The 25,839-nt window shown below is 44.1% G+C and carries 26 protein-coding genes; 8 read left to right on the top strand and 18 right to left on the bottom strand.

Features of this window, described 5'->3' with window-relative positions:
- Positions 1-121 precede the first annotated feature (121 nt).
- The 5 genes from MKX34_RS08745 to MKX34_RS08725 all read right to left on the bottom strand — a co-directional run bounded on the left by MKX34_RS08745 (position 122) and on the right by MKX34_RS08725 (position 6,457).
- The gene (locus MKX34_RS08745; protein ID WP_036684171.1) at positions 122-1,480 is read right to left on the bottom strand and encodes a hemolysin family protein; all 1,359 of its coding nucleotides are present in this window, start codon (positions 1,478-1,480) and stop codon (positions 122-124) included.
- A gap of 20 nt (positions 1,481-1,500) precedes the next feature.
- Positions 1,501-2,637 carry a radical SAM/CxCxxxxC motif protein YfkAB gene (gene yfkAB, locus MKX34_RS08740; protein ID WP_076104567.1) on the bottom strand — a complete coding sequence of 379 codons (1,137 nt, stop codon included), beginning with the start codon at positions 2,635-2,637 and terminating at the stop codon, positions 1,501-1,503.
- A gap of 224 nt (positions 2,638-2,861) precedes the next feature.
- Positions 2,862-3,971 carry an HD-GYP domain-containing protein gene (locus tag MKX34_RS08735; RefSeq protein WP_076100022.1) on the bottom strand — a complete coding sequence of 370 codons (1,110 nt, stop codon included), beginning with the start codon at positions 3,969-3,971 and terminating at the stop codon, positions 2,862-2,864.
- Between the two features lie 144 nt (positions 3,972-4,115).
- Positions 4,116-4,943, bottom strand: coding sequence for an undecaprenyl-diphosphate phosphatase (locus MKX34_RS08730; RefSeq protein WP_036684081.1), 828 nt, complete (start codon positions 4,941-4,943; stop codon positions 4,116-4,118).
- A 74-nt stretch (positions 4,944-5,017) separates the two neighbouring features.
- Positions 5,018-6,457 carry a bifunctional UDP-sugar hydrolase/5'-nucleotidase gene (locus MKX34_RS08725; RefSeq protein ID WP_036684085.1) on the bottom strand — a complete coding sequence of 480 codons (1,440 nt, stop codon included), beginning with the start codon at positions 6,455-6,457 and terminating at the stop codon, positions 5,018-5,020.
- 137 nt (positions 6,458-6,594) lie between these two features.
- Between MKX34_RS08725 and MKX34_RS08720 the strand changes: the two genes are divergently transcribed.
- Together MKX34_RS08720 and MKX34_RS08715 are read left to right on the top strand one after the other, a co-directional pair.
- Positions 6,595-7,308 carry a molybdenum cofactor biosynthesis protein MoaE gene (locus MKX34_RS08720; protein ID WP_038569590.1) on the top strand — a complete coding sequence of 238 codons (714 nt, stop codon included), beginning with the start codon at positions 6,595-6,597 and terminating at the stop codon, positions 7,306-7,308.
- A 77-nt stretch (positions 7,309-7,385) separates the two neighbouring features.
- Positions 7,386-8,426 carry an HD-GYP domain-containing protein gene (locus tag MKX34_RS08715; RefSeq protein ID WP_076271953.1) on the top strand — a complete coding sequence of 347 codons (1,041 nt, stop codon included), beginning with the start codon at positions 7,386-7,388 and terminating at the stop codon, positions 8,424-8,426.
- Between the two features lie 37 nt (positions 8,427-8,463).
- On the opposite strand, the gene MKX34_RS08710 is transcribed toward MKX34_RS08715, so the two are convergent.
- Positions 8,464-8,748 (bottom strand): hypothetical protein, encoded by a 285-nt coding sequence (locus tag MKX34_RS08710; RefSeq protein ID WP_143763793.1) that lies wholly within the window; start codon positions 8,746-8,748, stop codon positions 8,464-8,466.
- Between the two features lie 454 nt (positions 8,749-9,202).
- Between MKX34_RS08710 and MKX34_RS08705 the strand changes: the two genes are divergently transcribed.
- Entirely contained in the window at positions 9,203-9,451 is a 249-nt protein-coding gene (locus MKX34_RS08705) for a hypothetical protein (protein ID WP_052096900.1), read from the top strand.
- Here MKX34_RS08705 and MKX34_RS08700 read toward each other — a convergent pair.
- The 3 genes from MKX34_RS08700 to MKX34_RS08690 all read right to left on the bottom strand — a co-directional run bounded on the left by MKX34_RS08700 (position 9,444) and on the right by MKX34_RS08690 (position 13,558).
- Positions 9,444-9,833, bottom strand: coding sequence for a hypothetical protein (locus MKX34_RS08700; RefSeq protein ID WP_339204788.1), 390 nt, complete (start codon positions 9,831-9,833; stop codon positions 9,444-9,446). The two genes, MKX34_RS08705 and MKX34_RS08700, sit on opposite strands and share 8 nt — an antisense overlap.
- 99 nt (positions 9,834-9,932) lie before the next feature.
- The gene (locus MKX34_RS08695; protein ID WP_036684176.1) at positions 9,933-11,771 is read right to left on the bottom strand and encodes an ABC transporter ATP-binding protein; all 1,839 of its coding nucleotides are present in this window, start codon (positions 11,769-11,771) and stop codon (positions 9,933-9,935) included.
- Between the two features lie 26 nt (positions 11,772-11,797).
- Positions 11,798-13,558: an ABC transporter ATP-binding protein gene (locus MKX34_RS08690; RefSeq protein WP_036684103.1), complete on the bottom strand. Its 1,761-nt coding sequence runs from the start codon at positions 13,556-13,558 to the stop codon at positions 11,798-11,800.
- Between the two features lie 452 nt (positions 13,559-14,010).
- On the opposite strand from MKX34_RS08690, the gene MKX34_RS08685 reads away from it, so the two are divergent.
- Together MKX34_RS08685 and MKX34_RS08680 are read left to right on the top strand one after the other, a co-directional pair.
- Complete coding sequence (locus tag MKX34_RS08685; RefSeq protein ID WP_249267783.1) at positions 14,011-14,559, top strand: hypothetical protein; 549 nt, start codon at positions 14,011-14,013, stop codon at positions 14,557-14,559.
- A gap of 96 nt (positions 14,560-14,655) precedes the next feature.
- Entirely contained in the window at positions 14,656-15,096 is a 441-nt protein-coding gene (locus MKX34_RS08680) for a hypothetical protein (RefSeq protein ID WP_076104564.1), read from the top strand.
- A 146-nt stretch (positions 15,097-15,242) separates the two neighbouring features.
- Here the strand turns inward: MKX34_RS08680 and sufB are convergent, their stop codons facing one another.
- The 7 genes from sufB to MKX34_RS08645 all read right to left on the bottom strand — a co-directional run bounded on the left by sufB (position 15,243) and on the right by MKX34_RS08645 (position 21,700).
- On the bottom strand, positions 15,243-16,640 hold the full coding sequence (gene sufB / locus MKX34_RS08675) for a Fe-S cluster assembly protein SufB (RefSeq protein ID WP_036684335.1): 1,398 nt from the start codon (positions 16,638-16,640) through the stop codon (positions 15,243-15,245).
- A 33-nt stretch (positions 16,641-16,673) separates the two neighbouring features.
- Positions 16,674-17,096: a Fe-S cluster assembly sulfur transfer protein SufU gene (sufU, locus tag MKX34_RS08670; RefSeq protein WP_076104489.1), complete on the bottom strand. Its 423-nt coding sequence runs from the start codon at positions 17,094-17,096 to the stop codon at positions 16,674-16,676.
- Positions 17,083-18,309 carry a cysteine desulfurase gene (locus tag MKX34_RS08665; protein ID WP_036684342.1) on the bottom strand — a complete coding sequence of 409 codons (1,227 nt, stop codon included), beginning with the start codon at positions 18,307-18,309 and terminating at the stop codon, positions 17,083-17,085. Before MKX34_RS08665 ends, sufU begins: the two co-directional genes overlap by 14 nt.
- Complete coding sequence (gene sufD / locus MKX34_RS08660) at positions 18,306-19,607, bottom strand: Fe-S cluster assembly protein SufD (protein WP_036684344.1); 1,302 nt, start codon at positions 19,605-19,607, stop codon at positions 18,306-18,308. Before sufD ends, MKX34_RS08665 begins: the two co-directional genes overlap by 4 nt.
- Positions 19,608-19,633: 26 nt before the next feature.
- Positions 19,634-20,416 carry a Fe-S cluster assembly ATPase SufC gene (gene sufC / locus MKX34_RS08655; RefSeq protein WP_076271950.1) on the bottom strand — a complete coding sequence of 261 codons (783 nt, stop codon included), beginning with the start codon at positions 20,414-20,416 and terminating at the stop codon, positions 19,634-19,636.
- A gap of 280 nt (positions 20,417-20,696) precedes the next feature.
- Positions 20,697-21,158 (bottom strand): Dps family protein, encoded by a 462-nt coding sequence (locus MKX34_RS08650; protein ID WP_036684350.1) that lies wholly within the window; start codon positions 21,156-21,158, stop codon positions 20,697-20,699.
- Positions 21,159-21,397: 239 nt separating this feature from the next.
- The gene (locus tag MKX34_RS08645; RefSeq protein WP_036684352.1) at positions 21,398-21,700 is read right to left on the bottom strand and encodes a DUF1805 domain-containing protein; all 303 of its coding nucleotides are present in this window, start codon (positions 21,698-21,700) and stop codon (positions 21,398-21,400) included.
- Positions 21,701-21,914: 214 nt separating this feature from the next.
- Between MKX34_RS08645 and MKX34_RS08640 the strand changes: the two genes are divergently transcribed.
- Positions 21,915-22,442, top strand: a complete 528-nt coding sequence (locus tag MKX34_RS08640; RefSeq protein ID WP_036684355.1) for a hypothetical protein — start codon at positions 21,915-21,917, stop codon at positions 22,440-22,442.
- Between the two features lie 75 nt (positions 22,443-22,517).
- On the opposite strand, the gene MKX34_RS08635 is transcribed toward MKX34_RS08640, so the two are convergent.
- Positions 22,518-22,901, bottom strand: coding sequence for a DUF423 domain-containing protein (locus tag MKX34_RS08635; RefSeq protein WP_036684358.1), 384 nt, complete (start codon positions 22,899-22,901; stop codon positions 22,518-22,520).
- Positions 22,902-23,072: 171 nt separating this feature from the next.
- Between MKX34_RS08635 and MKX34_RS08630 the strand changes: the two genes are divergently transcribed.
- A complete protein-coding gene (locus tag MKX34_RS08630; protein WP_051491333.1) occupies positions 23,073-23,534 on the top strand; it encodes a hypothetical protein in 462 nt (153 codons plus the stop codon).
- 917 nt (positions 23,535-24,451) lie between these two features.
- On the opposite strand, the gene MKX34_RS08625 is transcribed toward MKX34_RS08630, so the two are convergent.
- The gene (locus tag MKX34_RS08625) at positions 24,452-24,940 is read right to left on the bottom strand and encodes a hypothetical protein (protein WP_036684361.1); all 489 of its coding nucleotides are present in this window, start codon (positions 24,938-24,940) and stop codon (positions 24,452-24,454) included.
- Between the two features lie 200 nt (positions 24,941-25,140).
- Between MKX34_RS08625 and MKX34_RS08620 the strand changes: the two genes are divergently transcribed.
- Complete coding sequence (locus MKX34_RS08620) at positions 25,141-25,785, top strand: methyltransferase domain-containing protein (RefSeq protein ID WP_076103977.1); 645 nt, start codon at positions 25,141-25,143, stop codon at positions 25,783-25,785.
- Positions 25,786-25,839: the final 54 nt, after the last annotated feature.

Here is a 25,839-nt window from a genome sequence, read left to right as displayed (position 1 = left end):
GAGCGTTATGTCCTTTATGTGTCCACAAAAAACTCCCCCTGTCGTGAGCCATAAAGCTCTTACAGGAGGAGTTCATTATATCCCTGATCAACCGGAACAATACGTTACAATCTTTAATAGATTATTCTTTATCCTCGTCCAATTTTGATGAGGTTTCTTCATCCTCAACACGGGGTTCCCGGTGGATATTAATTCTAGTGATACGCAATCTTGTCGATTCCTCGACTTCAAAAATAACATCTTCAACTTTGACACGTTTTCCTTTGGTTGGATTACCCTCCAGCTCCTTAAACAACCAGCCGCCGATGGAATCCACCTCATCATCTTCAATCACAACACCCGTAAGATCGTTGACATCCTCAATCAGCATCCGGCCCTCAACAGAGATATACTCCCCGTTATGTTCCACACTTGGACGCTCATCTTCGAACTCGTCATGCAGATCTCCTACGATTTCTTCCAGAATCTCTTCTGCTGTCAGCAAACCTGCTGTGCCGCCATATTCATCGACAACCAACGTTAGCTGCGCCTTATTCTTCTGCATAAAACGAAGAGTATGACTGATCTCCATCGATTCCGGAACGTTAAGGATAGGCCGAACCAGAGTTGTAAGATCATTCTGCTGCTCCGGTGGAGCAAACAACAGGTCGGTAATATGAATAAAACCGATAATACGGTCCTTATCTTCCAGAGCAACCGGATAACGTGAATGTCTCGTTTCGGTAATAATCTTCATATTTTCTTCTAACGAAAGATTGCTGTAAAGCACATCCATATCTGTACGCGGCAGCATGACTTCACGTGCAAGCAGATCTGAGAATTCAAAGATATTATCCATTAGTTTCATTTCATCTTTGTCAATGACGCCACTCTTGGCGCTCTGATTCATCAGAATACGTATTTCCTCTTCCGAGTGTGCTGCTTCACTTTCATTTGCAGGCTCCACACCGACTAACCGAAGTAACGCATTGGCTGAAGCATTCAGCACCCAGATAAAAGGCATGAACACATTATAGAAGAACATCAGGGGTGCAGATAACAACAGTGCCGAACCTTCTGTTCTTTGAATCGCGAGCGATTTAGGAGCAAGCTCCCCAAGTACAATATGTAAAAATGTAATGATCGAAAATCCAATAATCACAGATACAGTAGAAATCAGGGTATGATCGGTGATCCCCATCTGGTACATTAAAGGTTCGACCAACAGCTCAGAAATCGCGGGCTCTCCAACCCAACCTAAGCCCAGCGATGCAAGTGTTATCCCAAACTGAGTGGCGGATAAATAGGAGTCCAGTCTCTTATTTACTTTCAGAGCATATCCAGCCATTTTATTACCTTCACTGACAAGTTGGGTCAGGCGGGACTGCCTGACCTTAACTAATGAAAATTCCGCTGCTACAAAAATACCGTTCAATAATACGAGCACCAGAACCAGCAAAAGATTAAGCAATAATCTCCCTACTTCAAATTCCGTATGCACCACTTAACAACGCCTCATTTCTACAGATTGATCGCTTTTCTAGTTTTGAAGTCAACTTCCGGATAATACATATCCGCCACTAACAGATTAGGTCCGCAGCAGCCTGCTGCATCGCAGTGGCAGTTCACCTTTTGGTTCAGCGGGTGTTTAGTCTGCCAATCGATAAATATATCATCCAGCTTTTGGTTCTCGATGTTGCCAAAGGCTGCGATATCAGCGAAATCTGTAACAAAAACATCGCCCGTAAACATGTTTACGTTCACTCGATTCCGGCCATCCGGATCATTGCGAAGGGTAACATTCTTCTCGGCGCGCATTCTGCTTATCAGCTTCTGGTCTTCTTCCAGGAAGCTGCAAGCAAAAAACGGAAGGGTCCCAAACAGCATCCAAATCTCCGGATCACGGGTATCCAGTAGTTTATGGATTGCCGTCCGCATTTCATTCAAGGACAACACTGGCAACGCCGAAGCAAAGCTGGAGTTGTACATAGGATGTACCTCATGCCGTTTGGCGCCCATGTCGAGAATCAACTTATGAATTTCAGGCAGCTTAGTATGTGTACGGTAATTAATCATAGTTTCCGCAGAAATTAGCATACCATCCTCACTTAGCCGTCGAGAATTCTCAATCATTGCATTATATAACCGATATGCACTTTCCTTTGAAACAGCATGCCCGCTGTTGGCAAAACCAACTTCATGAAAATCGTCTCCGTTCACATAATTAAAAGAAATATGCATAACGTCCAAATACGGAAGCAGCTTTTCATATCGAGCATACGGCATCGTCAGATTAGAATTAATTTGCGATCTAATCCCTCGCTCTTTGGCATACTTTAAGAGCGGCACTATGATATTATCCACCGTTCCGGCCAAAAACATAGGCTCTCCGCCGGTAATACTAATAGTCTCCAGATGCTCTACTTCATCTAAACGGTCCAACATATTTTTAAGCGGCAGCATATCCCCTTCTCTAGAGGTTAAACTATCACCTACCGCACAGTGTTCACACCGCATATTACATAAATTGGTTACTGTAAATTCCACACTCGTTAGCACATGGCGTCCATGCTTGCGTACAGAAGTAATGGGATCCCATGGATCGTAGCTTGGCGACAGCTCCTTCGGTGAAGATGTTAATGGTCTTAAAACATTCATTTGTACTAGCTCCTTTAAATCTTATTCCTATTATTAACCCATAATCATGAAGATTGAACGGTGTCTTATCCTATATCATACCACGTTAGTCAGAAAAACTGCACTTCGGATGTCTTTCGGACTGTCCTCACAAGCTTTCTCACTGTAAAAAATAATAGCAGCGAGACGAAGAATAGGCTTCCGCGAGTTATGCGGACAAGCCTATTCTTCTCTCTTCGCTGCTATTATAAATATTTTGGCGTTCCCACAGAATCGCCTTGATCTGCGACGTCAACGATAACAACGGAGAGGGCTTTTCCTAGATCCCTTTCGAACGGTACGACTTTCTCTCCTTCAGGCCCTGTAAGCACACGTACGATCGGTCTGTGAGGCGTACTTGGATCTATTTTGACAACAACTCCACTTTCACCCGTACTGAGCTTCACCGTAAGACCAAGTGGATAGATAGCCACACGATCTCTAAATAACTCTAGCTGCTTCTGCTCATACAATGTACCGGAACCTACATAAAGCGCCTCAACGGCTTGATGTGGCAGCATAGCCTTTTTGTAGACCCGGTTGGAGGTCATAGCATCGTAGGAATCAGCCACGCCCAACCATTTGGCATATTCATGAATTTGAGGTCCTTTTAATCCCCGCGGATATCCGGATCCGTCAATGCGTTCATGATGCTGAAGCGCACAATGAGCCGCGAGCAGCGGGATATTCGGTTCTTCCTTGAGAATCTGATACCCGATCTCGGTGTGTGCCTGCATATGCCGAAATTCATCTTCACTGAGCTTGCCGGGTTTTTGAATGATTTTTATCGGGACTTGGGTCTTGCCAATATCATGCAGCAGCGCACCCAGACCAATCACTCGAAGCTCCTCTTTGCTGTACCCATGCGCAATGCCAAGCACCAAAGTGTACAAGCAGACGTTCAGGGAATGGACGTACAAGTAGTTATCAGCAGTGTGCATATCAAGCAGCATGATCATCGGATCTTCTTGTAAAGACAAATCATCCAGGATGCTATCCATGATTTTTGAGAATTTTTTATCCAGATGGTAGAATCCCTTACTTATTCCTGAAGCGCCTGTCATTTGCTGAAACTGATTACGAATCACCTTCAGTGCCTGATTGCGCGTCTCATCTTGAAGCATACCTATAATCTCAACATCGTCCGTGACAGAGTCCTCTATGTAAATATAACCGATGTCAATTCTTGCAAGCCTCTTGATCAACGCATCAGTAAGCTCCACCCCATCCGCGAGGAGAGTTAGACCTTCATCATTATATATTTTTTTACCTAATTTCATGCCTGCTTGAAGCTGATTCACGGATACTAAACGCACTTAGCTCACTCCTGCCTTTAACGGTAAAATGCTATTCTGTTTTGAAATCCTTGGGTCACACGCTTTGTCTATACCGTTTATGTAGAGATCAGACAGGTGCACCATGAAGAACATCGGGTGTGTCTAGGTCTTTGCCTATGGGCATTAACGCATAATAAACAACCAGAATATAGCAGCAAGAATAAATCTGTAGATCGCGAAATGCGTCAATCTAATCTTTTGAATCAATTTCATAAACAAAATGACCACTACATAAGCCACTACAAAAGAAATCAGAAATCCAATTACAAAATAGCCAATCGTCTCACTAGTGAAGTTCTTATAAGAATCCAACAGTTCATATCCGGAAGCCGCACACATAATAGGAATGGCTATAAGGAAGGAGAAATCCGCAGAAGCTTTATAACTAACTCCACTTAACATCCCTCCGGAGATCGTAGATCCCGAACGGGAAAATCCTGGCCAAAGCACTGAAATAATCTGATACATCCCGATAGCCAGCGCCTGTCCGTAAGAAAGATCGTCTAGCTCATGCGCTGTAACTCTAATTTTGCGTCTATTTACCCATTCTGCGATAATCATTAGAATCCCTCCGGCGACAAGCGCCCAAAGAACAGTCGTGGCCCCAAAGAGACTTTTTATAAAATCGCGGGCAAAAAATGCCACAGCTAGTGCTGGGGCAATCCCAAGTATTACATGGATTAAGTTCAAACGAGACGCCGGCATCACACCGCCTCTTCCTGAGTTCTTACGCCCAATGCCCAGCAAATTAAGCACACGCTCGCGGTAAACAAGCGCAATCGCCAATATTGCCCCTAGCTGAATAACGATTTCATAAGTCTTCATAATCGAATCCTGCTCATCAAAGCCCAGAAGCTTCGAGGTCAAGATCATGTGTCCTGTAGAAGAAACAGGAATAAATTCAGTGATCCCTTCGACAATTGCTAAAATAATAGCTGTGATCGTGTCCATAATTTCCTCCTATTTTTTTGGGAATCTAGCACTGTCTAAATGGAATCAAAAAGTAAATCTTGTAAGCTGCAGGTTTACTCAGACTTGATCTGCCAGCGAGTGAGCATGCATTCATCAAGACTGTCCGGGCGCTGCAATTCCATCCCAAGCAGGTCGCGTAAAAAATGAGGCAGCAAAAATAAAGGATCCTTCCCATTGGCGATCGTCTCATAGCCTGCACGGAAAGTAAACATGTCCAGCGTACCAACATTATACTCTTTATCATCCTCCAGCGGATTTCCTTCGACAAAAACTGCAATATTGTTATCATACGGTATCTGCTGCGGATCGTACAAGATTTTTATCCCATCTACTGCTAAGCTGCCCAGATAATTCCCGCGAAAGCCATACCCAAAAATCACCTTATTATAAAATTCTTCCGTAAGACTCTGCTCCAAAGCTATGCGAATATCTAGGCCTTTCAGCTTGATTACGCATGTATTAATGGGAGAAGGACATAGGGCGTGCAGCATTCCCGTTGTAACCTCCCCTTCAGGCAAAGGTCCTAGAAGCTGACCTGTGTTAACTATCGACAAACTGGCGCCTGTAAATCTACGTACAGCTTGGGCTAAAAGATTGCCAAAAGGGGATTCTCCCTGCAAATTCAAAGGAAGCTCACGATCTGTGATCGCAACGGTCTGCTGAAGAGCCTCACGACCACGCTCCAAATGAATAGTAGCGGCAGGACCTACAACCTCTTCCTTCAGTTCTGGGTCAATCGGAATACATTCACCTGCCACCAGACTGAATCCAGTTTGTCCCTCTCTCCGCTCAAATTGAAGCCGCCCGAGGTAACGCCCGAATTTCCCCGCTCCACATACAGCTGTTCCGTTAATCATGAGCGGCTCTTCCAGCATATGATGCGTATGTCCACCAAGAATAGCATGCACACCTTCCAGCCGCTCTGCCAGAATTCGATCTGCGGGAAGCCCCAAATGAGAAAGGATGATTAGAATATCCACCTGGGGAGCTAAAAGAAGGCATTGTTCCCGAAGGGTTGTCTCGGGATCCAGGGCATCCCAGCCCAGCAAGGAATAGAACGAACTAAATGCCGCTGTCGCTCCAGTTATTCCTATTCTGATTCCATCCTTCTCCAAGATGGCATGACGCTTCATCCAGTGGGGAGGTTCCCCTGTTGCAGTCTCCACAAAATTACAGCATACCACTGGGCACTGTAACCCGGAGAAAATAGAGGATAACATCTCCTGTGAGAATGTTAACCCCTCATTATTACCGATGGTTACAGTATCATATCCTGTTAAGTTAAGTACATCGATGTTAGCCTGACCCATAGTTCCTTCTGTCTCGACGGCTGCACGATCCATATGATCGCCAATATCCAGCAACAGCACAGGCTCTTCCCCCGCTGCAGCTCTTTGTCTCTCGATTTCTGCTGCCAATGGACTCACCATTTCGAAATGGCTATGTATATCATTGGTATGAAGTATGGTCAGTCTTTGCGGCACATGCCCCATTAGCAACATTCCTCCTACCTGTTGAGCCGCTCTTAAATGAAGCAGCCGATGCATGATCTTATAGAGCCTAGCATAACATTTTCAGGCTCATTATGGTATATTGTAGACATTACAACATATTTCAGAGGTGAATAAGTATGCATATCACAATCCGTCTGTTCGCGGGTTTGGCTGAGATTATCGGCTCATCTTCTCTGACCTTTCATGCGACAGAGAATCCCTTAACCGCTGGGAAGTTAAAAGAACTCCTTTCAACCTCTTATCCGGATGCAGCATCCCTAATTGGAACTTCTTTGGTCGCCATTGACCGGGAATATGCACCTGATGAAGCCCTCATCACCGAGTCTGCCGAAGTTGCATTAATCCCTCCCGTTTCCGGTGGAGAGAATGGTTCTTTATATGAGAGCACTTCTGACGGCCTCTATAGCATAACGGATCTGCCTTTAAATGCTGAGAAGCTTCTGGATGCCGTCCTCGACGCCAATCATGGAGCATCCCTGTTATTTGTAGGAACTACACGCGAAATGACCGGAGAACAACGTACAACAGCCTTAGACTATGAAGCCTATATTCCTATGGCCTTAAGCAAGCTGAAAGAAATTGGTGACGAGGTGCAGAATCGCTGGAATGCACGCTGCGCGATTTCCCACCGCATTGGGCTTGTAGGCCTGAAGGAAGCAAGCGTTATCATTGCCGTCTCTACCCCTCATCGCGATACCTGTTACGAGGCTAGTCGTCTGGCCATTGAACTGCTGAAACAGACCGTCCCTATCTGGAAAAAAGACATCAATGAATCAGGCCAGCACTGGGTAGGCTCTGAACAAAAGGCTGCCGATTCCCTCCACAATTAATCTTCACTCCTTTTTCATTGAAAAATCTGCACTTTGTTGATATTCTGGATAAAATCGGATAAAAGGTGGCATAGGCATTGAGAGTACACGTCTCGGATCTAAAACCTGGTAATCACCTCAACTCAGACGCTTATAGTTCAAGAGGTCTGCATGTATTACCAAAGGGATCGCTGCTCCAGATAGATGATATCGCCAAGCTGATGCAGCATGGAGTTGATTATGTTGATATCCGGACGTTAGTGGAAGAACCTGCCCCATTAAGCAGACCTTCAATTATTCAGACGGTGACCACTAGTTTTGATACCATGATTGACGGCTTTGAGAATCTTTATATGGAAGCACTATTAAAAGGAAGCTTTAACCAATCCGTGGTTAACGACATTCTTCAGCCTTCGCTTCAATCGTTGGACAAGCAAAAGGATGTAGTCTCCCTGCTGCTTCTGCTCGATCGCGAAGATAATTATACCTACAATCACTCTTTGCAGGTAGGTATGCTCTCTTATTATATTGCAATCTGGCTTGGGTATTCCAAACAAGAATGCTATGAGATTGGACGAGCTGGATATTTAATTGATATTGGAAAATGTAGAATCTCACCTGCACTATTAAATAAGCCTGGGAAATTAACCGCGGAAGAATTCGAAGAAGTTAAACTACATACTAAGTACGGCTACGAAATTATCCGCAATTCTATGGATGACTCACATACAGCCTTGGCAGCCTTGCAGCATCATGAACGTGAGGACGGCTCTGGCTATCCTAATAAGCTAACCAAATCCGATATTCATCCTTATGCGCAAATTGCTGCTGTAGCTGACATCTATAGTGCGATGACTTCTAAACGCGTCTATCAGTCCAAGCAAGAGCTTATTTCTGTCCTACGTGAACTAAATGACCTCAGCTTTGGTAAGCTGAACGGCAGAACGGTTCAAGCCTTTATACAGCATTTAATGCCTAACTTTATCGGCAAGCGAGTATTACTGAACACGGGGGATACAGGTGTGATTATCATGAACAATCCAGTTGATATTTTCCGTCCGCTGGTAAAGATCGATGGATTATTTGTCGATCTAGCCCGCGAACGTAACGTTACGATTGTGGAAATCTACATGGACTAGGGCGTTTCTTGAGGTCCTGCATTGTTTAGCAAAAGGTTCAGAGCTGCTGTTTGTACACTAAATCCCCCGGTTTGACTACGGGGGATTTTTTAGTTGTACTTTGTGCAACAAAATTCATGTCTACCAGGCTGACTTCTGATTTTGTTGTACTTTGTGCAACTAAATTCGCGTCTAGCGGGCTGAATTCTGATTTAGTTGTACTTTGTGCAACTAAATTCGCGTCTAGCGAGCCGATTTCTGATTTTGTTGTACTTTGTGCAACTAAATCCACGTCTAGCGAGCCGATTTCTGATTTTGTTGTACTTTGTGCAACAGTATCCACGTCTAGCGAGCTGAATTGTGATTTAGTTGTACTTTTGCAACTAAATCCACGTCTAGCGAGCTGAATTGTGATTTAGTTGTACTTTGTGCAACTAAATCCACGTCTAGCGAGCCGATTTCTGATTTAGTTGTACTTTGTGCAACTAGAATTAAGGAAAATGCCCTTAATAAGCACATTTCTCGAAAATAGCTGCACAAAGTGCAATTAACAGTATTTTTATAACGAGAATGGCGGTTACTATTGTACAAACTGCAACTAAAGGATTCGTTTCCTGATTACTCCTAAACTTCCCTCGATTTTCACCTCTACTTGTTTCCTTCTGACTTCGAAGATAGTTCCTCCTACCCTCAACATAGTAAGGCCCCTCAATTTAATTATCTGACGTAACGTTTGAATTTCTCTTCTCATGGCGAAACTAATATGTGGTTTTAAATTGCTGTAGGAGGAAAAAAGCATGCTTCCTGTCCATGAACGCCTTGCCGAGTTGTTCACCCTGAGCCGTAGACGGCAGCTTACTGCTGCTGAGGAAACGGAACAACAGCAGTGCCTGCAAATAAACGCTACCTACTGCTATGAGATGGCCCGATTGCAAAATGAAATCCAATTAGCGGAACAGACAGCTGATCTACAATGGCATCAAGATATTTGTGCACAAATGTTTGAGCTGCGTGTGACGGGCAGGGTATCCAAACGTCCTAAGTAACTGAATAGAAATCTAACCCTGCTGTATTATGTTCTGCTGTTCTTGCATTCTTACGTTCTGCTGTTCTTCCATTCTGCCGTTCTGCTGTTCTGCTGTTCTGCTGTTCTTCCATTCTTCCATTCTTCCATTCTTCCATTCTTCCATTCTTCCATTCTTCCATTCTACCGTTCTGCCGTTCTGCTGTTCTTGCATTCTTACGTTCTGCTGTTCTGCCGTTCTGCTGTTCTTGCATTCTTACGTTCTGCTGTTCTGCCGTTCTTCCAATCTTCCGTTTTGCCCTTCTTCCGTTCTTCCGTTCTGCCGTTCTTCGGTTACCTTGTCCCGTAATACCTCTGCCATACTCCACTCTACTCTGGTCTGCCTGTTCTAACCCCGGACCCATTAATCTCTACATTCTATATCCCTATAAAAAACAGCCCACACCGCAGTTGCCTAAGCAACGGGAATGAGCTGTTGTTCTGTTCTGTTCTGTTCTGTCGGTCTATAGGAAGCGGAATTGCGCTTCGATCAGACCGTTGTATACCCCATCACGGGATGTCAACTCATGATGGTTTCCTTCTTCTTTAATCTCTCCGTGATCGAGGACGACTATTTTATCCGCATGGCGGATGGTAGAAAGTCTGTGCGCTACGATAAAGGAGGTTCGGCCTTGAAGCAGGATTTTGAGTGCCTCCTGGATCTTCAGCTCTGTCTCCGTATCAATGCTGGCAGTTGCCTCATCCAGGATTAGAATACGCGGATTTGCCAAGAGCGCCCGGGCGAAGGAGAGAAGCTGACGTTGTCCCATCGACAACGCGCTGCCGCGCTCTTCCACCTCTGTCTCATACCCACCGGGCAGCTTCATGATGAAGTCGTGGGCATCCACGGCTTTTGCAGCATTTTCCACTTCTTCATCTGTAGCCTCCAGACGGCCAAAACGGATATTATCCCGAATCGTTCCCGAGAAAATAAAGGTATCTTGCAGCACGATTCCGATCTGCCTTCGCAGGCTGTCTAACGTAACCCCGCGGATATCTTCACCGTCTATCGTGATTCGGCCGCTTTTGATATCATAAAACCGGCCAATCAGGTTAATGATCGTACTTTTACCAGAACCTGTATGACCTACGAGCGCGATCGACTGTCCTGCTTTTACATCCAGATCAATACCTTTTAATGCAGCCCGGCCTTTTTCATATTCAAAAATGACCTTCTCAAAGTTAATATCCCCACGAATCGTTCCCATTGGCTTAGCACCAGGATTATCTTGAACCGCAGGTTGCTCATCCAAATATTCAAAGATCCGTTCCGAGGAAGCCATTGCCACAAGCAGCTGATTGTACATCTGCCCAAGGCGATTAATCGGGTCCCAGAAGTTGCTGACATAAGAACTGAATGCTACCAGCATACCTACTGTGAGTTCTCCAGATTGGATCAGATAAGCCCCCAGCCAAAAGAGGATCATTGTTCCAAAACCACCTGTGACCTCAATAATCGGACCGAACGCCTGGTTCATCGCAGAGGCTTTGTTCCAGGATTTTTTGCTGTCGGTATTCATAACATCGAAATAATTCATATTTTCTTGTTCTTGGGTGTAGGCTTGTGTGACTCTGATTCCCTGAATCGATTCATTTAAATGAGAATTAATTCTGGAGTTCTTCATCCGCACATCCTGCCAAGCGATCCGAATCTTTTGGCGCAGCTTAGTTGAAACAAAGAACATAATCGGAACCGTAACCATTACTGCAAGACCTAGCTTCCAGTTGATCACTAGCAGAATAATGGTAATCCCCATAAGCTGCACGCAGTCGATCATCAGATTGACAACCCCGTTTGTGAACAAATCCTGCAAAGAGTTGATATCATTGGTTACCCGCACTAATACCGAACCTGCCGGACGTTTATCAAAGAAGTTAAAGGAAAGCTTCTGAATATGCTTGAACAAATCTGAGCGCAAATCATAAATCACTCTTTGGCCGATGATGTTCGTGTATTTAATCCGGTATACTCCCGCAATCCATTGAATCAGATATAAGACGATTACCCCTGCTGTAAGCGAATATAGCAGAGATAAGCTGGGATTCCCCACCTTTGGCGCAATCGCACGGTCAATGGCTAAACTTGTTAGGAACGGGACGGTCAACTTCGTGATAGTTCCCAGAATCATCATGATGGACACCAATGGAAGCATCTGCTTTGCATAAGGCTTCATGTACCCGAACAGTCTGGTGAATTGCTTCCAGTCAAAAGCCTTATCGATGACATCATCATCTTTATATACAAAACGTTCATCCAGCTCTTGCTGCTCGGCTGCTTTATTTTTTGCTCCCGTAGCGGTCATTGGTTTGGCTTCAAGTTTCATATGCCTCACTCCTCCCCTCTTCCGGTCGCTCTGGCCAGATAATCAGCATACTGTATCCGGTATACATCCTGATAAGGACCCGGCACTTCAATTAGCTCTTTATGGGTACCACGCTGCTGTACATGACCTTCGTTCATGACGATAATCTGATCCGCATGGCGCAAGGAGGAGATCCGATGGGCAATAATAAGTGTAGTGCGCCCCTTCATGACCTCTTGGAATCCGGCTTGAATCTCGTGCTCCGTCTCCATATCGACAGCGCTGGTCGCATCATCGAGGATAAGAATCCGCGGATTCTTAAGCAGGGCTCTAGCGATGGCAATCCGTTGCTTTTGTCCACCGGAAAGACCCATTCCGCGCTCACCCACCACAGTGTCATAACCATCTTCCATCTCCATGATGAAATCATGGGCTTTGGCAAGTTGTGCAGCTCGGATAATTTCTTCCATGCTTACATTTTTCAACCCATAGGAGATGTTGTTGCGAATTGAGGAGGAGAACAGGAAGGTCTCCTGAAAGACCGTCGCGATCTGTGAACGCAAGCTGCGAACATTGTATTCTCTGATGTCCATCCCATCCAGTGTGATGCTGCCTTCATTAACGTCATAAGCACGCATCATCAGCTGTGTAATGGTCGATTTACCAGAGCCCGTTCCTCCAAGGAACCCTATAACCGCACCAGATTTAGCCTCAAAATCAATGTCTGTAACCGCAGGCATTTTGTTTCCATAAGCAAATGTGACGTGATTAAACGCTACATCTCCCTTAACCTCAGAAGGTACCAGTTCACGGGCGTTCTCTTTATCCTTCACATCAATATTCTGATTAAGTACTTCCAATACACGTTCTCCCGATGCTTTGGACTGTGTATAGTTATTAATATGGAATCCAAGACCCCAAATCGGTCCAATGATGTACCAAATTAAGCTGAAAAAAGCAACCAGTTCGCCCAGTGACATTTTCCCCTTAATAACTAACGTTCCGCCTACTCCAAGCAGAATAGCTGCACTGATCGATGCTAAAAACTCCATCGCTGGAAAAAACTTACTCCAGAGCTCAGCAGCAAAAATCTGGTTATTCTTATAACGTTCGTTACGGTGCGAGAATTTCTCTACTTCATGAGCCTCTCTCGCAAACGATTTGACGGTGCGCACACCCGTGATATTCTCCTGTACAGCCGTAGTCAGAGAACTGAGCGCAAGGCGCATCTCTTGAAAGGCCGGGTGAATCTTAGACTCAAATTTTAGCGCAATAAACGCCAGGATTGGCATCGTAATCAAAGTTACTAGAGTAAGCTGCCAATTGAGTGAGAACATCATAATCGAACCAAAAATGACCATAAAAAAGACATTAAGCAACTGAGCAAAACCGAAACCGATAAAGTTACGAATCGCTTCCAAATCTCCGGTTAGTCGGGACATCAAATCCCCAGTTTTCGCGGTATCATAATAACGGAAAGATAGGAATTGCAGCTTCTCATAACAAGCATTACGCAGCCGGTATGCAAGAAAGTTACCTAGCCGTCCTCCAAAAAAACCATGTGCAAACTGCAGGCATGCTTTTACTATTACTACAGCTAACACGCTCAATGCGAGCACTGGCACCTCTGTAAACTTAAGTGGCACAATAACATCATCGATCAGCTTTCTTAACAAATTGGGGGTAATCAGCCCCACTGCAGTTGCAGCGGCCAAACATATAATCGAAAGAATCAGAAAATGCAGCTTCTCTCGATAATAACCGCGCAGTTGCCTGAGAACATCCATATCTCTCCTCCTTAAGGCTTACCTAGTAAGCGTTTTTTTGTATAAAGCAAATGTTACATCGTAAGCTAGCTTTTTTTAGCGCTTACAATTTAGTGACTTTATGCAGTGTATCATCCATAATTTAATGCGGCAAAGGGGAGAATTGCGCGTTTTTGCGGTTATTTCGGAAAAAAGCAGCATCTACATGATATAAAGGACCCTCGTTATCTTAAAATGCTCGTGTTTCCTCCTTAATCCTGATGAATGAAGAATCTACATGAATATTGTAATCATCGTGTAATATTAGGAGGACCTTTATTCGGTTTTTTGCATAATTATTGGAATTTATTCCGGGTTTCGAAGAGTTCACTTTTTCGCCGTCTTAAATTTGCCTCAGATGTAAAACTTTTACCACAATTTACCGTAATATAGTAATACAACACTTTTTACTTATATTATGGAGGGGAACTATATTGAAAAAGCAGCTTATTTTATATTGTATTATCGCCATTATCCTTCTCTCAGGGTGTAGCAATACAAATAACAATAACCCTACGGACGCAAACACAGCGATCAACGAATCTAAAAACTTGTTTAATTTCGGGGAAATTTCCTCAAAAGCAGATACAGCAGCACCCTCACCTGAAAAAACGCTAAGAGAAATAAGCAATTTTGTTATTGCCGACATTTGGAATGTAGGGTTTGTAGATGTTATCTCATACACTAGAAGTGGTACAAGCAGTACAGGAGCGAGCATGGACATAGACTTTACGGTCGAACAGCTTGGCAAAGCCATGGAAGAGAAAAAAGAATACGATACATATATGAACAAGTTAGATACTAAGTATGATTCTATTAAGAAAATTTGGGCCAAGCTTTCACCAGAAATTGATCTTTTATATAAGCAGATCCAGGAGACACCTCCAAAAGCAAACGATGACAGCTTAACACTTGATGCAGGTAAATTTAATCAATATTCAGAGGCTTTTAATAAAGAAGTGAATGATCTGGCAAAACAGTAGCCTTTACTATATAAAAAACCCCGTCAATGATTTGGTGCCATTCTATTCTTTCTCTCATAAAATATAAAATCAACAATGAGAGGTTAGGTGAATAGGATGAGTATACAGTTTCTTGATATGCGGATTTCACAGGGCAGCACTATGGATGCGCAAAATCTTAATTTAGTTCGTTCAGGTGCAATTTTCGGTGACATTGGACTTCAGACAGTAAATGTTACACCTGCAAATGCAGGCTTAGTGAGAGTCACATTGAATGCTTTTGCCAGACTTAGTGTTGATGTTAGCATTATAGTTCAGAATGATGTTACTTTTAGTATTTACCGCAATAATATATTAATTTTTAGTACAACGTACCCCGGAAACATCAATAATACAACGACCCAATATGAAATGGTTGGAATCACCGCTGTCGACTATCCGCCTTCGACCGATGTGCTTACTGGCCAGATCCAATACACCATTGTAGCATCAGCGATTAGAACGGCATCTCTGGGAGCCAGATCCTTCAGTGGAATTGCCGTTGCCGGAAATGGATAATTGAAAATATTAAAGGTAAGTCCCCGGAGCATTCGGGGATTTTTTCAATTGTGCCCATAAAAAAAGCATCCGTAGAAAAATATCTACGGATGCTTTGAAGAAATATAAACGTTAGGAGGACGGGCCTCCATTCATAAGCGCTCTTATTAACCGATTGAACCTTCCATCTCGAACTTGATCAGACGGTTCATTTCGACCGCATATTCCATCGGCAGTTCTTTTGTGAACGGCTCGATGAAGCCCATGATGATCATTTGAGTCGCTTCAGCTTCTGTGAGGCCACGGCTCATCAGGTAGAACAGTTGCTCCTCAGAAACTTTAGACACGGTTGCTTCATGTTCAAGAACGATGTTATCGTTCATGATTTCATTGTAAGGAATAGTATCCGAAGTGGACTCATTATCCAAAATCAGCGTATCACATTTAATGTTCGATTTCGCACCTTCTGCTTGACGGCCGAAGGAAGCTAGACCACGGTAAGTTACTTTACCGCCATGTTTACTGATGGATTTCGATACAATGGTGGATGTTGTATCTGGAGCCAAATGGATCATCTTGGCACCCGCATCCTGATGCTGGTCTTTACCTGCTACCGCGATGGATAGTACTGAACCTTTAGCACCACGGCCTTTAAGAACAACCGCAGGATATTTCATGGTCAGCTTGGAACCGATGTTACCATCGACCCATTCCATCGTAGCATTCTCTTCTGCAACCGCACGTTTGGTAACGAGGTTGTAGATGTTTGGAGCCCAGTTCTGGATTGTGGTATAACGAACGCGAGCGTTCTTCATACACAAGATTTCAACAACCGCACTGTGCAGAGAGTTCGTGCTGTAGATTGGAGCAGTACATCCTTCTACGTAGTGCACGAAGCTGTCTTCATCAGCAAGGATCAAAGTACGTTCGAATTGTCCCATGTTCTCGGAGTTAATACGGAAGTAAGCCTGCAAAGGAACTTCACATTTCACACCTTTAGGAACATAGATGAAGCTGCCGCCTGACCAAACTGCACTGTTAAGTGCGGCAAACTTATTATCGGTTGGAGGGATGATCGTCCCGAAATATTTTTTCAGAAGCTCTGGGTGCTCACGCAATGCAGTGTCGGTATCTGTAAAAATAACCCCTTGATCTTCAAGGCTCTTCTGCATGCTGTGATAGACTACCTCAGATTCATATTGTGCCGATACGCCGGCGAGGAACTTCTGTTCCGCTTCCGGAATTCCCAGTTTATCAAAGGTTTCTTTGATTTCGGAAGGAACTTCTTCCCAAGTCTTCCCTTGCTTCTCTGAAGGTCTTACATAGTATTGAATATCCTCGAAGTCCAAATCATCCATATTGCCGCCCCATGTAGGCATTGGCATTTTACGGAACTGCTCCAAAGATTTCAAGCGGAAGTCAAGCATCCACTGTGGTTCATTTTTGATCGCTGAAATTTCTTTAACAATTTCGGCCGTCAAACCTTTACCAGACTGGAATATCGACTTATGCTCATCACGGAACCCGTACTGGTATTCTTCCATATCAGGCGCTTTCTTAGCCATGGTGTCAGCCTCCTTGTTCTACTGTTATTTATGTTACTCTTCTTCGTCAATTCCTTTACGAAGTGCGTTCCAAGCCAGTGTTGCGCATTTGATCCGCGCAGGGAATTTATTCACACCCGAAAGGGCTTCAATGTCTTCGTAATCTCCAAAATCCACGTCTTCACCCTTCATCAGTAAGGAGAAGTTATCGGCCAGTTCAAGCGCACGTTCAACCGTTTGTCCTTTGATCGCCTCAGTCATCATCGAAGCCGATGACATACTGATCGAACAGCCTTCACCATTATAACGGGCATCCTTTACAATTCCATCCTCTACCTTAAGCTGAAGAGTAATACGGTCACCACAGGTTGGATTATTCAGTTCGATTTTTAGAGCATCATCTTCAAATGAACCGCGATTCCGAGGACTTTTATAATGATCCATAATTACGCGTCTGTATAAGTCATCCAAGTTCATAGCTGAAGTACTCCTTTGTCTTGATTAAAGCGTCCACCAATCGATCTACATCCTGCTCAGTATTATACAGATAAAAGCTTGCACGTGCTGTAGAGCTGGCTTCCAGCCAGCGCATCAGCGGCTGACAGCAGTGATGACCAGCGCGGATGGCAATACCTTCCGCATCTAGCACTGTAGCGACATCATGCGGGTGAACGTCACCCAGATTAAAGGTGACAACGCCGACTTCACGATTCCGAGGACCATAAATGTTCAGACCCTCGATCTCTGACAGACGTTGCTCTGCATACGCTGCAAGAGCTTTCTCATGGCGGTGTATCTCATCCAATCCGATTTCTTGTAAGAAATCAATGGCTGCACCTAAACCAACAGCACCAGCTATGATCGGCGTACCGCCTTCAAACTTCCAAGGCAGTTCTTTCCATGTGGATTCATAAAGACCCACATCATCAATCATCTCGCCACCGAATTCGACGGGCTCCATGGCTTCGAGAAGTGCTCTCTTGCCATACAAAGCGCCAATTCCGGTTGGTGCAAGCATTTTATGACCAGATAGTGCATAGAAATCACAATCCAGATCCTGCACATCGACCTTCATATGTGGTGTGCTTTGTGCACCATCTACGACAATTACTGCACCATGACGATGAGCAATAGCCGCAAGCTCTTTAATAGGATGAGTTACTCCCATAACGTTGGATACATAAGCGATAGCAACGATCTTGGTTTTATCCGTAATCGTCTGCTCGGCAGCTTCCAACGTAACCGTTCCATCAGGTTGCAACGGTATATATTTTAATGTAGCACCTGTCTTCTTAGCGAGCTGCTGCCATGGAATCAGATTACTATGATGCTCCATTAAGGTGATGACGATTTCGTCACCTTCACCCACAGCAGAGGGTCCATAAGAAGAGGCCACAATATTTAATGCTGTAGTTGTTCCGCGTGTAAAGATAATTTCTTTAGTGCTGCGGGCGTTAATAAACTTAGCTAGCTTCTCCCGGGCTCCCTCGTAGGCATCGGTTGCTCGGCTGCCTAAAGTATGGACTCCACGGTGTACGTTGGCGTTATCCCACTCATAATACGACTTGACCGCCTCAATCACTTTCCGAGGCTTCTGTGAAGTAGCAGCACTGTCCAGATAGACCAGTGGATGTCCGTTCACATTTTGGTTCAGTATGGGAAATTGCTCCCGGATGGCGTTGCTAATCATTGAACTAACTTCCTTTCCACAAGAGATTGGAGCTGATTGCGCAGTCCCTCCAGTGGAATTTGTGACACAACAGGAGCCAAGAAGCCGTAGATGATCAGAGTCTCTGCATCATGCCGTGTAATTCCGCGGGACATTAGGTAAAAGACTTGCTCGTGATTGACCTGTCCTACGGAAGCGGCATGGCCGGCTGTAACATCATCTTCATCAATAAGCAGGATCGGATTGGCGTCACCACGGGCTTTTGGACTCAGCATCAATACTTTTTCCGTTTGCTGGCCATCCGCTCTAGTAGCACCTTTCTCAATCTTGGTGATTCCGTTGATGATAGAAGTAGCAGAATCACGCATAACTGCACGAGTGATCATATCACTTGGTGTGCTTTTGCCAAAATGCTGAGCTTGAGTGGTGTAATTCAGTTTCTGTGATCCCGTACCTACTGCAATTACTTTAGCGTCGGAGCTAGAACCGTTGCCTTTAAGCACAGACTTGGTATCACTCGCAGTATCTCCGTAGTTCATCTCACCAACGATCCATTCGATGACTCCGTCATTCTCAACAACAGCCCGGCGATAAGTTACATCTGTAGTATCTACACCAAGCTGATGCACTGTAGCATAACGAACTTTAGCGCCAGCGCCCACGAATACCTCTACCGCACCATTGTGTAGTCCAGCTTCTTCTTTATCCGATACGTAGTTGTCTACATAGGTTACGGAACTGTTAGTATCAGCTACGACCAGAATGTGTGGAACAAAAGTAGCTTCCGCATCATCCGTTAACAGCACTGCTTGAAGCGGAGTTTCAATAACAACATTCTTAGGAACATAGAGGAATACTCCACCATTCCACAATGCAGCATGAAGCGCTGCGATAGAATGCTCGTCTGGCTGAATGGCTTTATGCAGGTAACGTTGAACCAAATCTCCGTGTTCTTTAACAGCTGTCTGTAGATCTGTAAAAATAACACCCTGTTCTGCAAGCTCAGGAGCGATACGTGTATATACTGCACCAGAGTTGCGTTGAATAATCAGGCTGCCTTCCTCCTGATCCTTGATCAAGGAAGAAATAGATGCAGGTGCATCACTTAGCGAAGCAAAAGGTTCACTTGCTTTATAGCTACCATAATTATTGACATTCCAACGATCAATCCGTGTCTTCTCTAATTTAGGCAGTGTCAGAGTAGCTGCCAATTCTAGTGCCTTCAAGCGGCTTTCTTTCAGCCAACCCGGTTCGCCGCTGCTGTGCGATAATTCGCTCAAGCGTTCGGCATCCACCGGAAGAATGGTCTGTGTCGTCATAGTGGTCTCCTCCTTCCTGGCGTTTCTTACGCTTCTTGCCCTACAGTTTCATCTTCAATTCCAAGTTCTTCTTTAATCCATTCATAACCCTCTGCTTCCAGACGCTGTGCAAGCTCTGGACCACCGGATTTCACGATTCTACCTTGCATCATAACGTGAACAAAATCAGGTTTGATGTAGTTCAAAAGACGTTGATAGTGGGTAATAACTAAGAAGCCGCGTTCTTCGCTCCGCATGGAGTTTACGCCTTCAGCTACAATTTTCAAAGCATCAATATCAAGACCGGAGTCAATTTCGTCCAAGATCACGATTTTTGGATCCAACATCATCATTTGTAGAATTTCATTACGTTTCTTCTCACCACCGGAGAAGCCTTCGTTCAAGTAACGGTGTAAAAACTCAGGGTTCATATCTAGTTCTTTCATCTTTGCTTCCATTTGGCGAATAAAACGAATCAACGAGATTTCGCTTCCCTCTTCACGACGGGAATTAATGGCAGAACGCAAGAAGTCGGAGTTAGTTACTCCAGAGATTTCGCTTGGATATTGCATTGCAAGGAAAAGACCTGCACGTGCGCGTTCATCAACAGCCATCTCCAGAAGATCTTCACCATCAAGAGTTGCAGTTCCATCAGTTACTTCGTATTTAGGATGACCCATTAGCGCCGAAGCCAAAGTACTTTTACCTGTACCGTTTGGTCCCATGATGGCGTGAATTTCGCCACCTTTCATTTGAAGGTTAATCCCCTTCAAAATTTCTTTTCCCTCAATCGTCGCTTTAAGACCCTCAATGACAAATTCTGCTGCCATAATATTATTCCCTCCATTGATCGATTTGCGAAATCAAAAGTTGTATTGAAACAGGATAATCCTGATTCCCAGCACAATTAGATTTTCTATCACATTATAATTATTATAAATTGAATCACAATGATTATCAATGATTCTCACTAATTTTATATCAAACCTTGTTTTTTTACAAATTTCTCTTTAGCTAATCACTTGTGACTCAGAGAAGATTTTCATTAAGTATAAGACTAACGCAAAAATAAGACTTCCCGCAGGAAGTCTTATTCAAACTGCTTAATGATTAGCTAAGAAATGAACGTAGCATCCATTGGTGTTTCTCCAGATCACTACGGATTTTAATGAACATATCTGAGGTTGGCTGATCCTTGGTTTCTTCGGCAAGCTCGATGCCTTCTGTCAGCTCTTCAGAGATGGTGGCGAAGTCTTCAATCAGAGACTGAACCATTCCCCGTGTATCTTCCTTACCTGTAGCTTCTTGAATTGTAGCTAATTCCAAATATTCTTTCAATGTTGCTGCCGGACTGCCTTTGATGGTTAGCAAGCGTTCTGCTACTTCATCCATGTGAAGGGTTACTTCATTATATAATTCCTCAAATTTCACATGAAGGGAGAAAAACTGTTCTCCTTTGACGTACCAATGAAAGTTATGAATTTTTACGTACAGGACATTTAAGTTAGCAACCTGACGATTCATGATCTGTTCCAGTGAAGTTGTATTTACTTTATTCGATGCTTTAGCCATGAGATGATCCCTACCTTATCCATTATATTTACCGGTTACTATTTCCTTCGTCCGGTAGTAACTTGTCTATTCTTAATTTACCCTTTTACCTGTAATACGAAACAAGGAGAAGCCTTCCATAACCCCTTTATTTGTACTAGCATGAGCAAAGACACACCCGATTATGCTTAAATGTGAATACTTGCACACAAACAAAAAGGGCCTAAGCCCCGTTTGTTTGGAATTGTTAAATTTTCCGGTCAGACCATAAGAAGTAACGCTTCCGCACCCGTCATACCTGGTACGATGCCAAGACTCTCTGCTTCTATCGTTACAGACTCCAACGGGGCAGCTAAAAGCTGGGCAAGTGTCCGTACACCCACCGCACGAGCCGCGATGATATGCCGATCACTAAGTGTTTCATTAAGGAGACCGACATCCAGTGCACCGCACATAATATAACCTCGGTTCGTGCTGATGGAGAGCAGTGTAGTTTTGGGAAGCTTAACCTCTACCCCGATCAGCGTATGTTCACCTACTGTAATAGGCTCCATAGTAACCAATAGCAGCACCTCCTTTTTTTCACTATCCACGTTGTATATGTATGCTAATTTTCCCGTGGGTGTGCTGACGGTAGTCCTATGCCTAGTATAAAATACAGTATAATAGTCCCTATTCCAGTAGTCCTGGGTATATGAATATTGCATGTTTAATGTTATAGTTAATTACATTCCTGTAACCATTCAGAGATGTTCTAAACGAAAAGCTGGGGGATTTATGGACGAGAAACTACAACGCACAGACGGCAATTATTTATTTAACGTCGACATCCTGATTAATGCCCGTACCAACCCGCTTGCACTGCAATTTCTGCTCGAAATGTTGAACAATAATGACCATATCACAGATTTCAACATTAACTCCGGTCTTGAATTAGGGAGAACCATTGACAGCTTGCTACGCTCCGCTAAACTAGCTTTGAATCAAAACTCTGCTCCTCCCATTTCATTAAAGCTGCCTCCAAAATCCACAAAGAAGCAGCTGGATACACCGATAAAAAAACAGGCAGAAACGCCTGCACAGCAAACGGCAATTGAAACGCCAGCTGATGCATACGGGAAGATTCGTCAGTATATTCAGAATAATCAATTGGTACGTTTACGAGCGAACCGGTACGGGAAACAAGTGTCCATGCCCTGTCGTATTTTAAACTTTGATGAAGCAGCCAACTCTATAAGTGTCTACCATGTGGATGAGAAGCAGGTGTACAGCTTTAATCTAAATGAAATCGACGAGTTTCTGTAAGCGCATGCGTTACAAGCAAATAAGCACCCTCCCTCTTTGGGAATAGGTGCTTATTGGTCTTTCTTTTCCTAACAACTAAGACGACGTTTTACGTGAAAATCCTTCTATCGCAAGGCATAACCAGCCAATTATAAAGCATACCCCACCGATAGGTGTAATCGCTCCTAGCACCTTAATTCCGGAGATACTCAGAACATACAAACTGCCAGAGAACAAAATGGTACCTGCAATTAACAATCGACCCGCCCAACGTAATCGGGCACTTTCGCCCCATTGGCCCACAGCCAGTGCGATGAGAATTACCCCCAGCGCATGTACCAAGTGATACTGCACGCCAGTCTCATATACCTTCATATAGTCTTCACTGATAACTGGTTTTAGTAGATGGGCACCGAAAGCACCAATTCCTACTGCCAGCATTGCTAGTACAGCCCCCCAGGCCATAAATTTCCGTTGCAAATGATTACACCCCCCTTAATTTTAGACTCATTCTATCATAACGTAATTCGAGTTCCTATTTCCAGCAGTCATTTTTTAATTTGCCTCATTCAGGGGTTGCTTTTTTAGCATCAATATGAAAAAGTGGATATTAACAACATTTTCATTCTAATCTCTCAAGGAGTGCAAACCATGGACTTAAATTCTCTGTCAAAATCAGACGTACCTGCGGCAGAGGTGGGAAATCCCAGCCCTCATCCGGATTACCCAAGCGCTGATTTATCGTCTACGCATCAAAAAGTAGAACATGATCTTCAACATTCTGGACCTGGTATTGCTTCATTCATTATCTGTCTCGTGTCGATCATCGGCTACGCAGCCATCTTTATCTCTATTATAATGAAGTCTTCTTCACTGGTTAATGAGAATTCTGAACTATTAAGCCAGTCCTCGCAATTCATAATGCTTCTAGGATTAACGGTTATTATTTTAGCTGCTCTTAATGTAATCGGAGTAGTCATCGGCATCATTGGGCTTTCCATTCGGAAACGTCGCAAGGTGTTTGGCATTATTGGCACGATTGTTAATGGTGTTATTATCTTACTCTTTATGCTGCTTATTACAACCTTCCTAGTCAATGCTGGAACGCTTTAAGCTTATTTTAAACATGTTAACTTCATTAAAAAGGGTATCCCAACAACTTTGAGCTGTTGTGGGGATACCTTCATTTTATGTATGAAGCTAAAATCTGCATCGGGGAGTCCTCATCGTCATCCGCGGCTTGCGGACTCAGATGACGTTATTTACGGATTTTCGCCCTTTGGAGCAGAGTTTCGGACCCCAGTGACGCTATTGCATCGAAAAAGGATCCTATTGGGCGCTTTTCATGGCAATAGCTGCGATAGGGTCCGATAGTAATTCAAATATCGGAAAAAGCTGCGTATTAGGGCCGCTGGGTCCGATGATACTAATTCCTATGATACTAATTCCGATGATGCTAATTCCGATAATGCTGGATCCTATCCCTCATCCGCGGCTTGCGGACTCAGATGGCGTTATTTACGTTTTTTACGCCTTTGGAGCACAGTTTCGGACCCCAGTGACGCTATTGCATCGAAAAAGGATCCTATTGGGCGCTTTTCATGGCAATAGCTGCTATGGGGTCCGATAGTAATTCAAATATCGGAAAAAGCTGCGTATAAGGGCCGCTGGGTCCGATGATGCTGAGTCCAATATAGGGGCTACCAGTTCCGTTAGTGTGCTACTAGATCCGTTAGTGGGGCTGCTAGATCCGTTAGTGGGGCTACTAGTTCCGTTAGTGGGGCTACTAGTTCCGTTAGTGGTGCTACTAGATCCGATAGTGGGGCTACCAGTTCCGTTAGTGGGGCTACTAGTTCCGTTAGTGGGGCTGCTAGATCCATAGTGATGCAGCTAGGTATGCGTACTGTGATCGACCAAACAAAGTTTAGTGTTTTGAGCAAGAACTATGCTTAACAAATACGAGGGTGTCCCAGCAACCACTATATGATTGCTGAGACACCCTCTATTAATTTGCAAATCAATACATTCAATTATTTTGCTAGAGCCAGCTTTGTCAGCACACGCTGCTTGACGGACGGATCGCCCTCCACTGCTTTTTCCACATATTCAATAACTACGGAATCATCCGAATTCAAAGTGTCAAGTATGCTCTCCATTCCAGCTGAAATCTCAAAAGCGGTTGGACCTTCTTTTGTCGCAATCTCAACGGAATGACTATCAATTTGTCCGATATAAACGGCCGTCATTTTTATTGTTTTACCTTCAGCTTTTGGAGTAGAACTAGGTTTAGCTGTGCTCGGATTTTCGGTTGGTGTGGCTGTACTTGGGTTCTCAGTGGGTACGGGAGTGCTTGGAGCTTCTGTAGGCTCAGCAGTGCTTGCGCTCTCGGTTGGTGTTGGAGAAGGTGTTGCAGTCGGTTCTCCTGAAGTCTGTGCCGAATTATTCCCACCGCAAGCGGTTAAGGCAAATGTTAAGGCAGCAATCGCTGCTATGGCGGGTAATGAACGTTGTTTTTTCATGTTGAGTGCCTCCTCTATGTGGCGATTATTTTCAAAGTCATCTTCATAAGTATACTCCTATAACGTTAACCACTCTATGAAAGTTTCATATGAAGTAATTTTAGATAACTTCCAGCTTCTATTAGGCATCCGTCGGATGCAGGCTACAGCGGTATTAATACAATAGTGTGAGCCTGATTTATCCCAAAGGAGTGAGCCCCTTGAGAATCGATATCGGCTGTGGATCTAATAAGGAAGCAGGTTATCTCGGGATCGATCGGATCGCGGGTCCTGATGTAGATATTGTCTGTGACATTTGCCAAGAGATTCCTCTCCCTGACAATAGTGCTGAGTTTGTTATGGCTAGCCGTGTACTGCCTTATGTGGACAATTTATTCGCAGCCCTGTCGGAAATTCACAGAATTAGCATCCATAAAGCAGTTGTTTGCATTCTAGCACCCTATGCCCACAGCTTTGCCCATATGTCCAACCCTGCCTTCAAGCAGAAGTTTGACGAATATACCCCCCGGCATTTTACAGGATCCTTCTTCCAGCCTCCATCCGGTCCAGTATGCCCAGCTATTCCAGACTACCCTGTACCCGCACCACCCTTCGATTATCGGTTGCTGCGGATGGAGTTATTCTATCAGCATCCTTATGAAGATCCGCTTTACGAAACTGAAGAACTAGAAATACTAAAGACCCTTCAAGCAAATGTAGTGCATGAAATCATGTACCATTTTGTCGTAGTTAAGCACAATATCAACGATCAGGAGTTAGAGCTGATGAGCAGAAGCCATTATCCTGAACCTCATGTTCTTGTCGAACGAAGACTTAAATCACAAAACAGACAATTTTTTCTATAATTTTAAGATGGGACATACACTAATACCCATTTTGTGTCATAGGCTAACATACAG

Origin of the sequence: Paenibacillus sp. FSL R5-0636, assembly GCF_037974255.1 — a bacterium.
GTDB classification, from domain to species: Bacteria; Bacillota; Bacilli; order Paenibacillales; family Paenibacillaceae; genus Paenibacillus_AQ; species Paenibacillus_AQ odorifer.
This window is presented reverse-complemented; position numbering and strand designations above follow the sequence as displayed.

Excerpts from the sequence above, each read along its gene's own strand:
- yfkAB (WP_076104567.1), bottom strand. The coding sequence starts at position 2,637 with ATGAATGTTTTAAGACCATTAACATCTTCACCGAAGGAGCTGTCGCCA.
- MKX34_RS08730 (WP_036684081.1), bottom strand. The coding sequence starts at position 4,943 with ATGGACACGATCACAGCTATTATTTTAGCAATTGTCGAAGGGATCACT.
- MKX34_RS08725 (WP_036684085.1), bottom strand. The coding sequence starts at position 6,457 with ATGGGGCATGTGCCGCAAAGACTGACCATACTTCATACCAATGATATA.
- MKX34_RS08720 (WP_038569590.1), top strand. The coding sequence starts at position 6,595 with ATGCATATCACAATCCGTCTGTTCGCGGGTTTGGCTGAGATTATCGGC.
- MKX34_RS08705 (WP_052096900.1), top strand. The coding sequence starts at position 9,203 with ATGCTTCCTGTCCATGAACGCCTTGCCGAGTTGTTCACCCTGAGCCGT.
- MKX34_RS08700 (WP_339204788.1), bottom strand. The coding sequence starts at position 9,833 with ATGGGTCCGGGGTTAGAACAGGCAGACCAGAGTAGAGTGGAGTATGGC.
- MKX34_RS08695 (WP_036684176.1), bottom strand. The coding sequence starts at position 11,771 with ATGACCGCTACGGGAGCAAAAAATAAAGCAGCCGAGCAGCAAGAGCTG.
- MKX34_RS08690 (WP_036684103.1), bottom strand. The coding sequence starts at position 13,558 with ATGGATGTTCTCAGGCAACTGCGCGGTTATTATCGAGAGAAGCTGCAT.
- MKX34_RS08680 (WP_076104564.1), top strand. The coding sequence starts at position 14,656 with ATGAGTATACAGTTTCTTGATATGCGGATTTCACAGGGCAGCACTATG.
- sufB (WP_036684335.1), bottom strand. The coding sequence starts at position 16,640 with ATGGCTAAGAAAGCGCCTGATATGGAAGAATACCAGTACGGGTTCCGT.
- sufU (WP_076104489.1), bottom strand. The coding sequence starts at position 17,096 with ATGAACTTGGATGACTTATACAGACGCGTAATTATGGATCATTATAAA.
- MKX34_RS08665 (WP_036684342.1), bottom strand. The coding sequence starts at position 18,309 with ATGATTAGCAACGCCATCCGGGAGCAATTTCCCATACTGAACCAAAAT.
- sufD (WP_036684344.1), bottom strand. The coding sequence starts at position 19,607 with ATGACGACACAGACCATTCTTCCGGTGGATGCCGAACGCTTGAGCGAA.
- sufC (WP_076271950.1), bottom strand. The coding sequence starts at position 20,416 with ATGGCAGCAGAATTTGTCATTGAGGGTCTTAAAGCGACGATTGAGGGA.
- MKX34_RS08650 (WP_036684350.1), bottom strand. The coding sequence starts at position 21,158 with ATGGCTAAAGCATCGAATAAAGTAAATACAACTTCACTGGAACAGATC.
- MKX34_RS08640 (WP_036684355.1), top strand. The coding sequence starts at position 21,915 with ATGGACGAGAAACTACAACGCACAGACGGCAATTATTTATTTAACGTC.
- MKX34_RS08630 (WP_051491333.1), top strand. The coding sequence starts at position 23,073 with ATGGACTTAAATTCTCTGTCAAAATCAGACGTACCTGCGGCAGAGGTG.
- MKX34_RS08625 (WP_036684361.1), bottom strand. The coding sequence starts at position 24,940 with ATGAAAAAACAACGTTCATTACCCGCCATAGCAGCGATTGCTGCCTTA.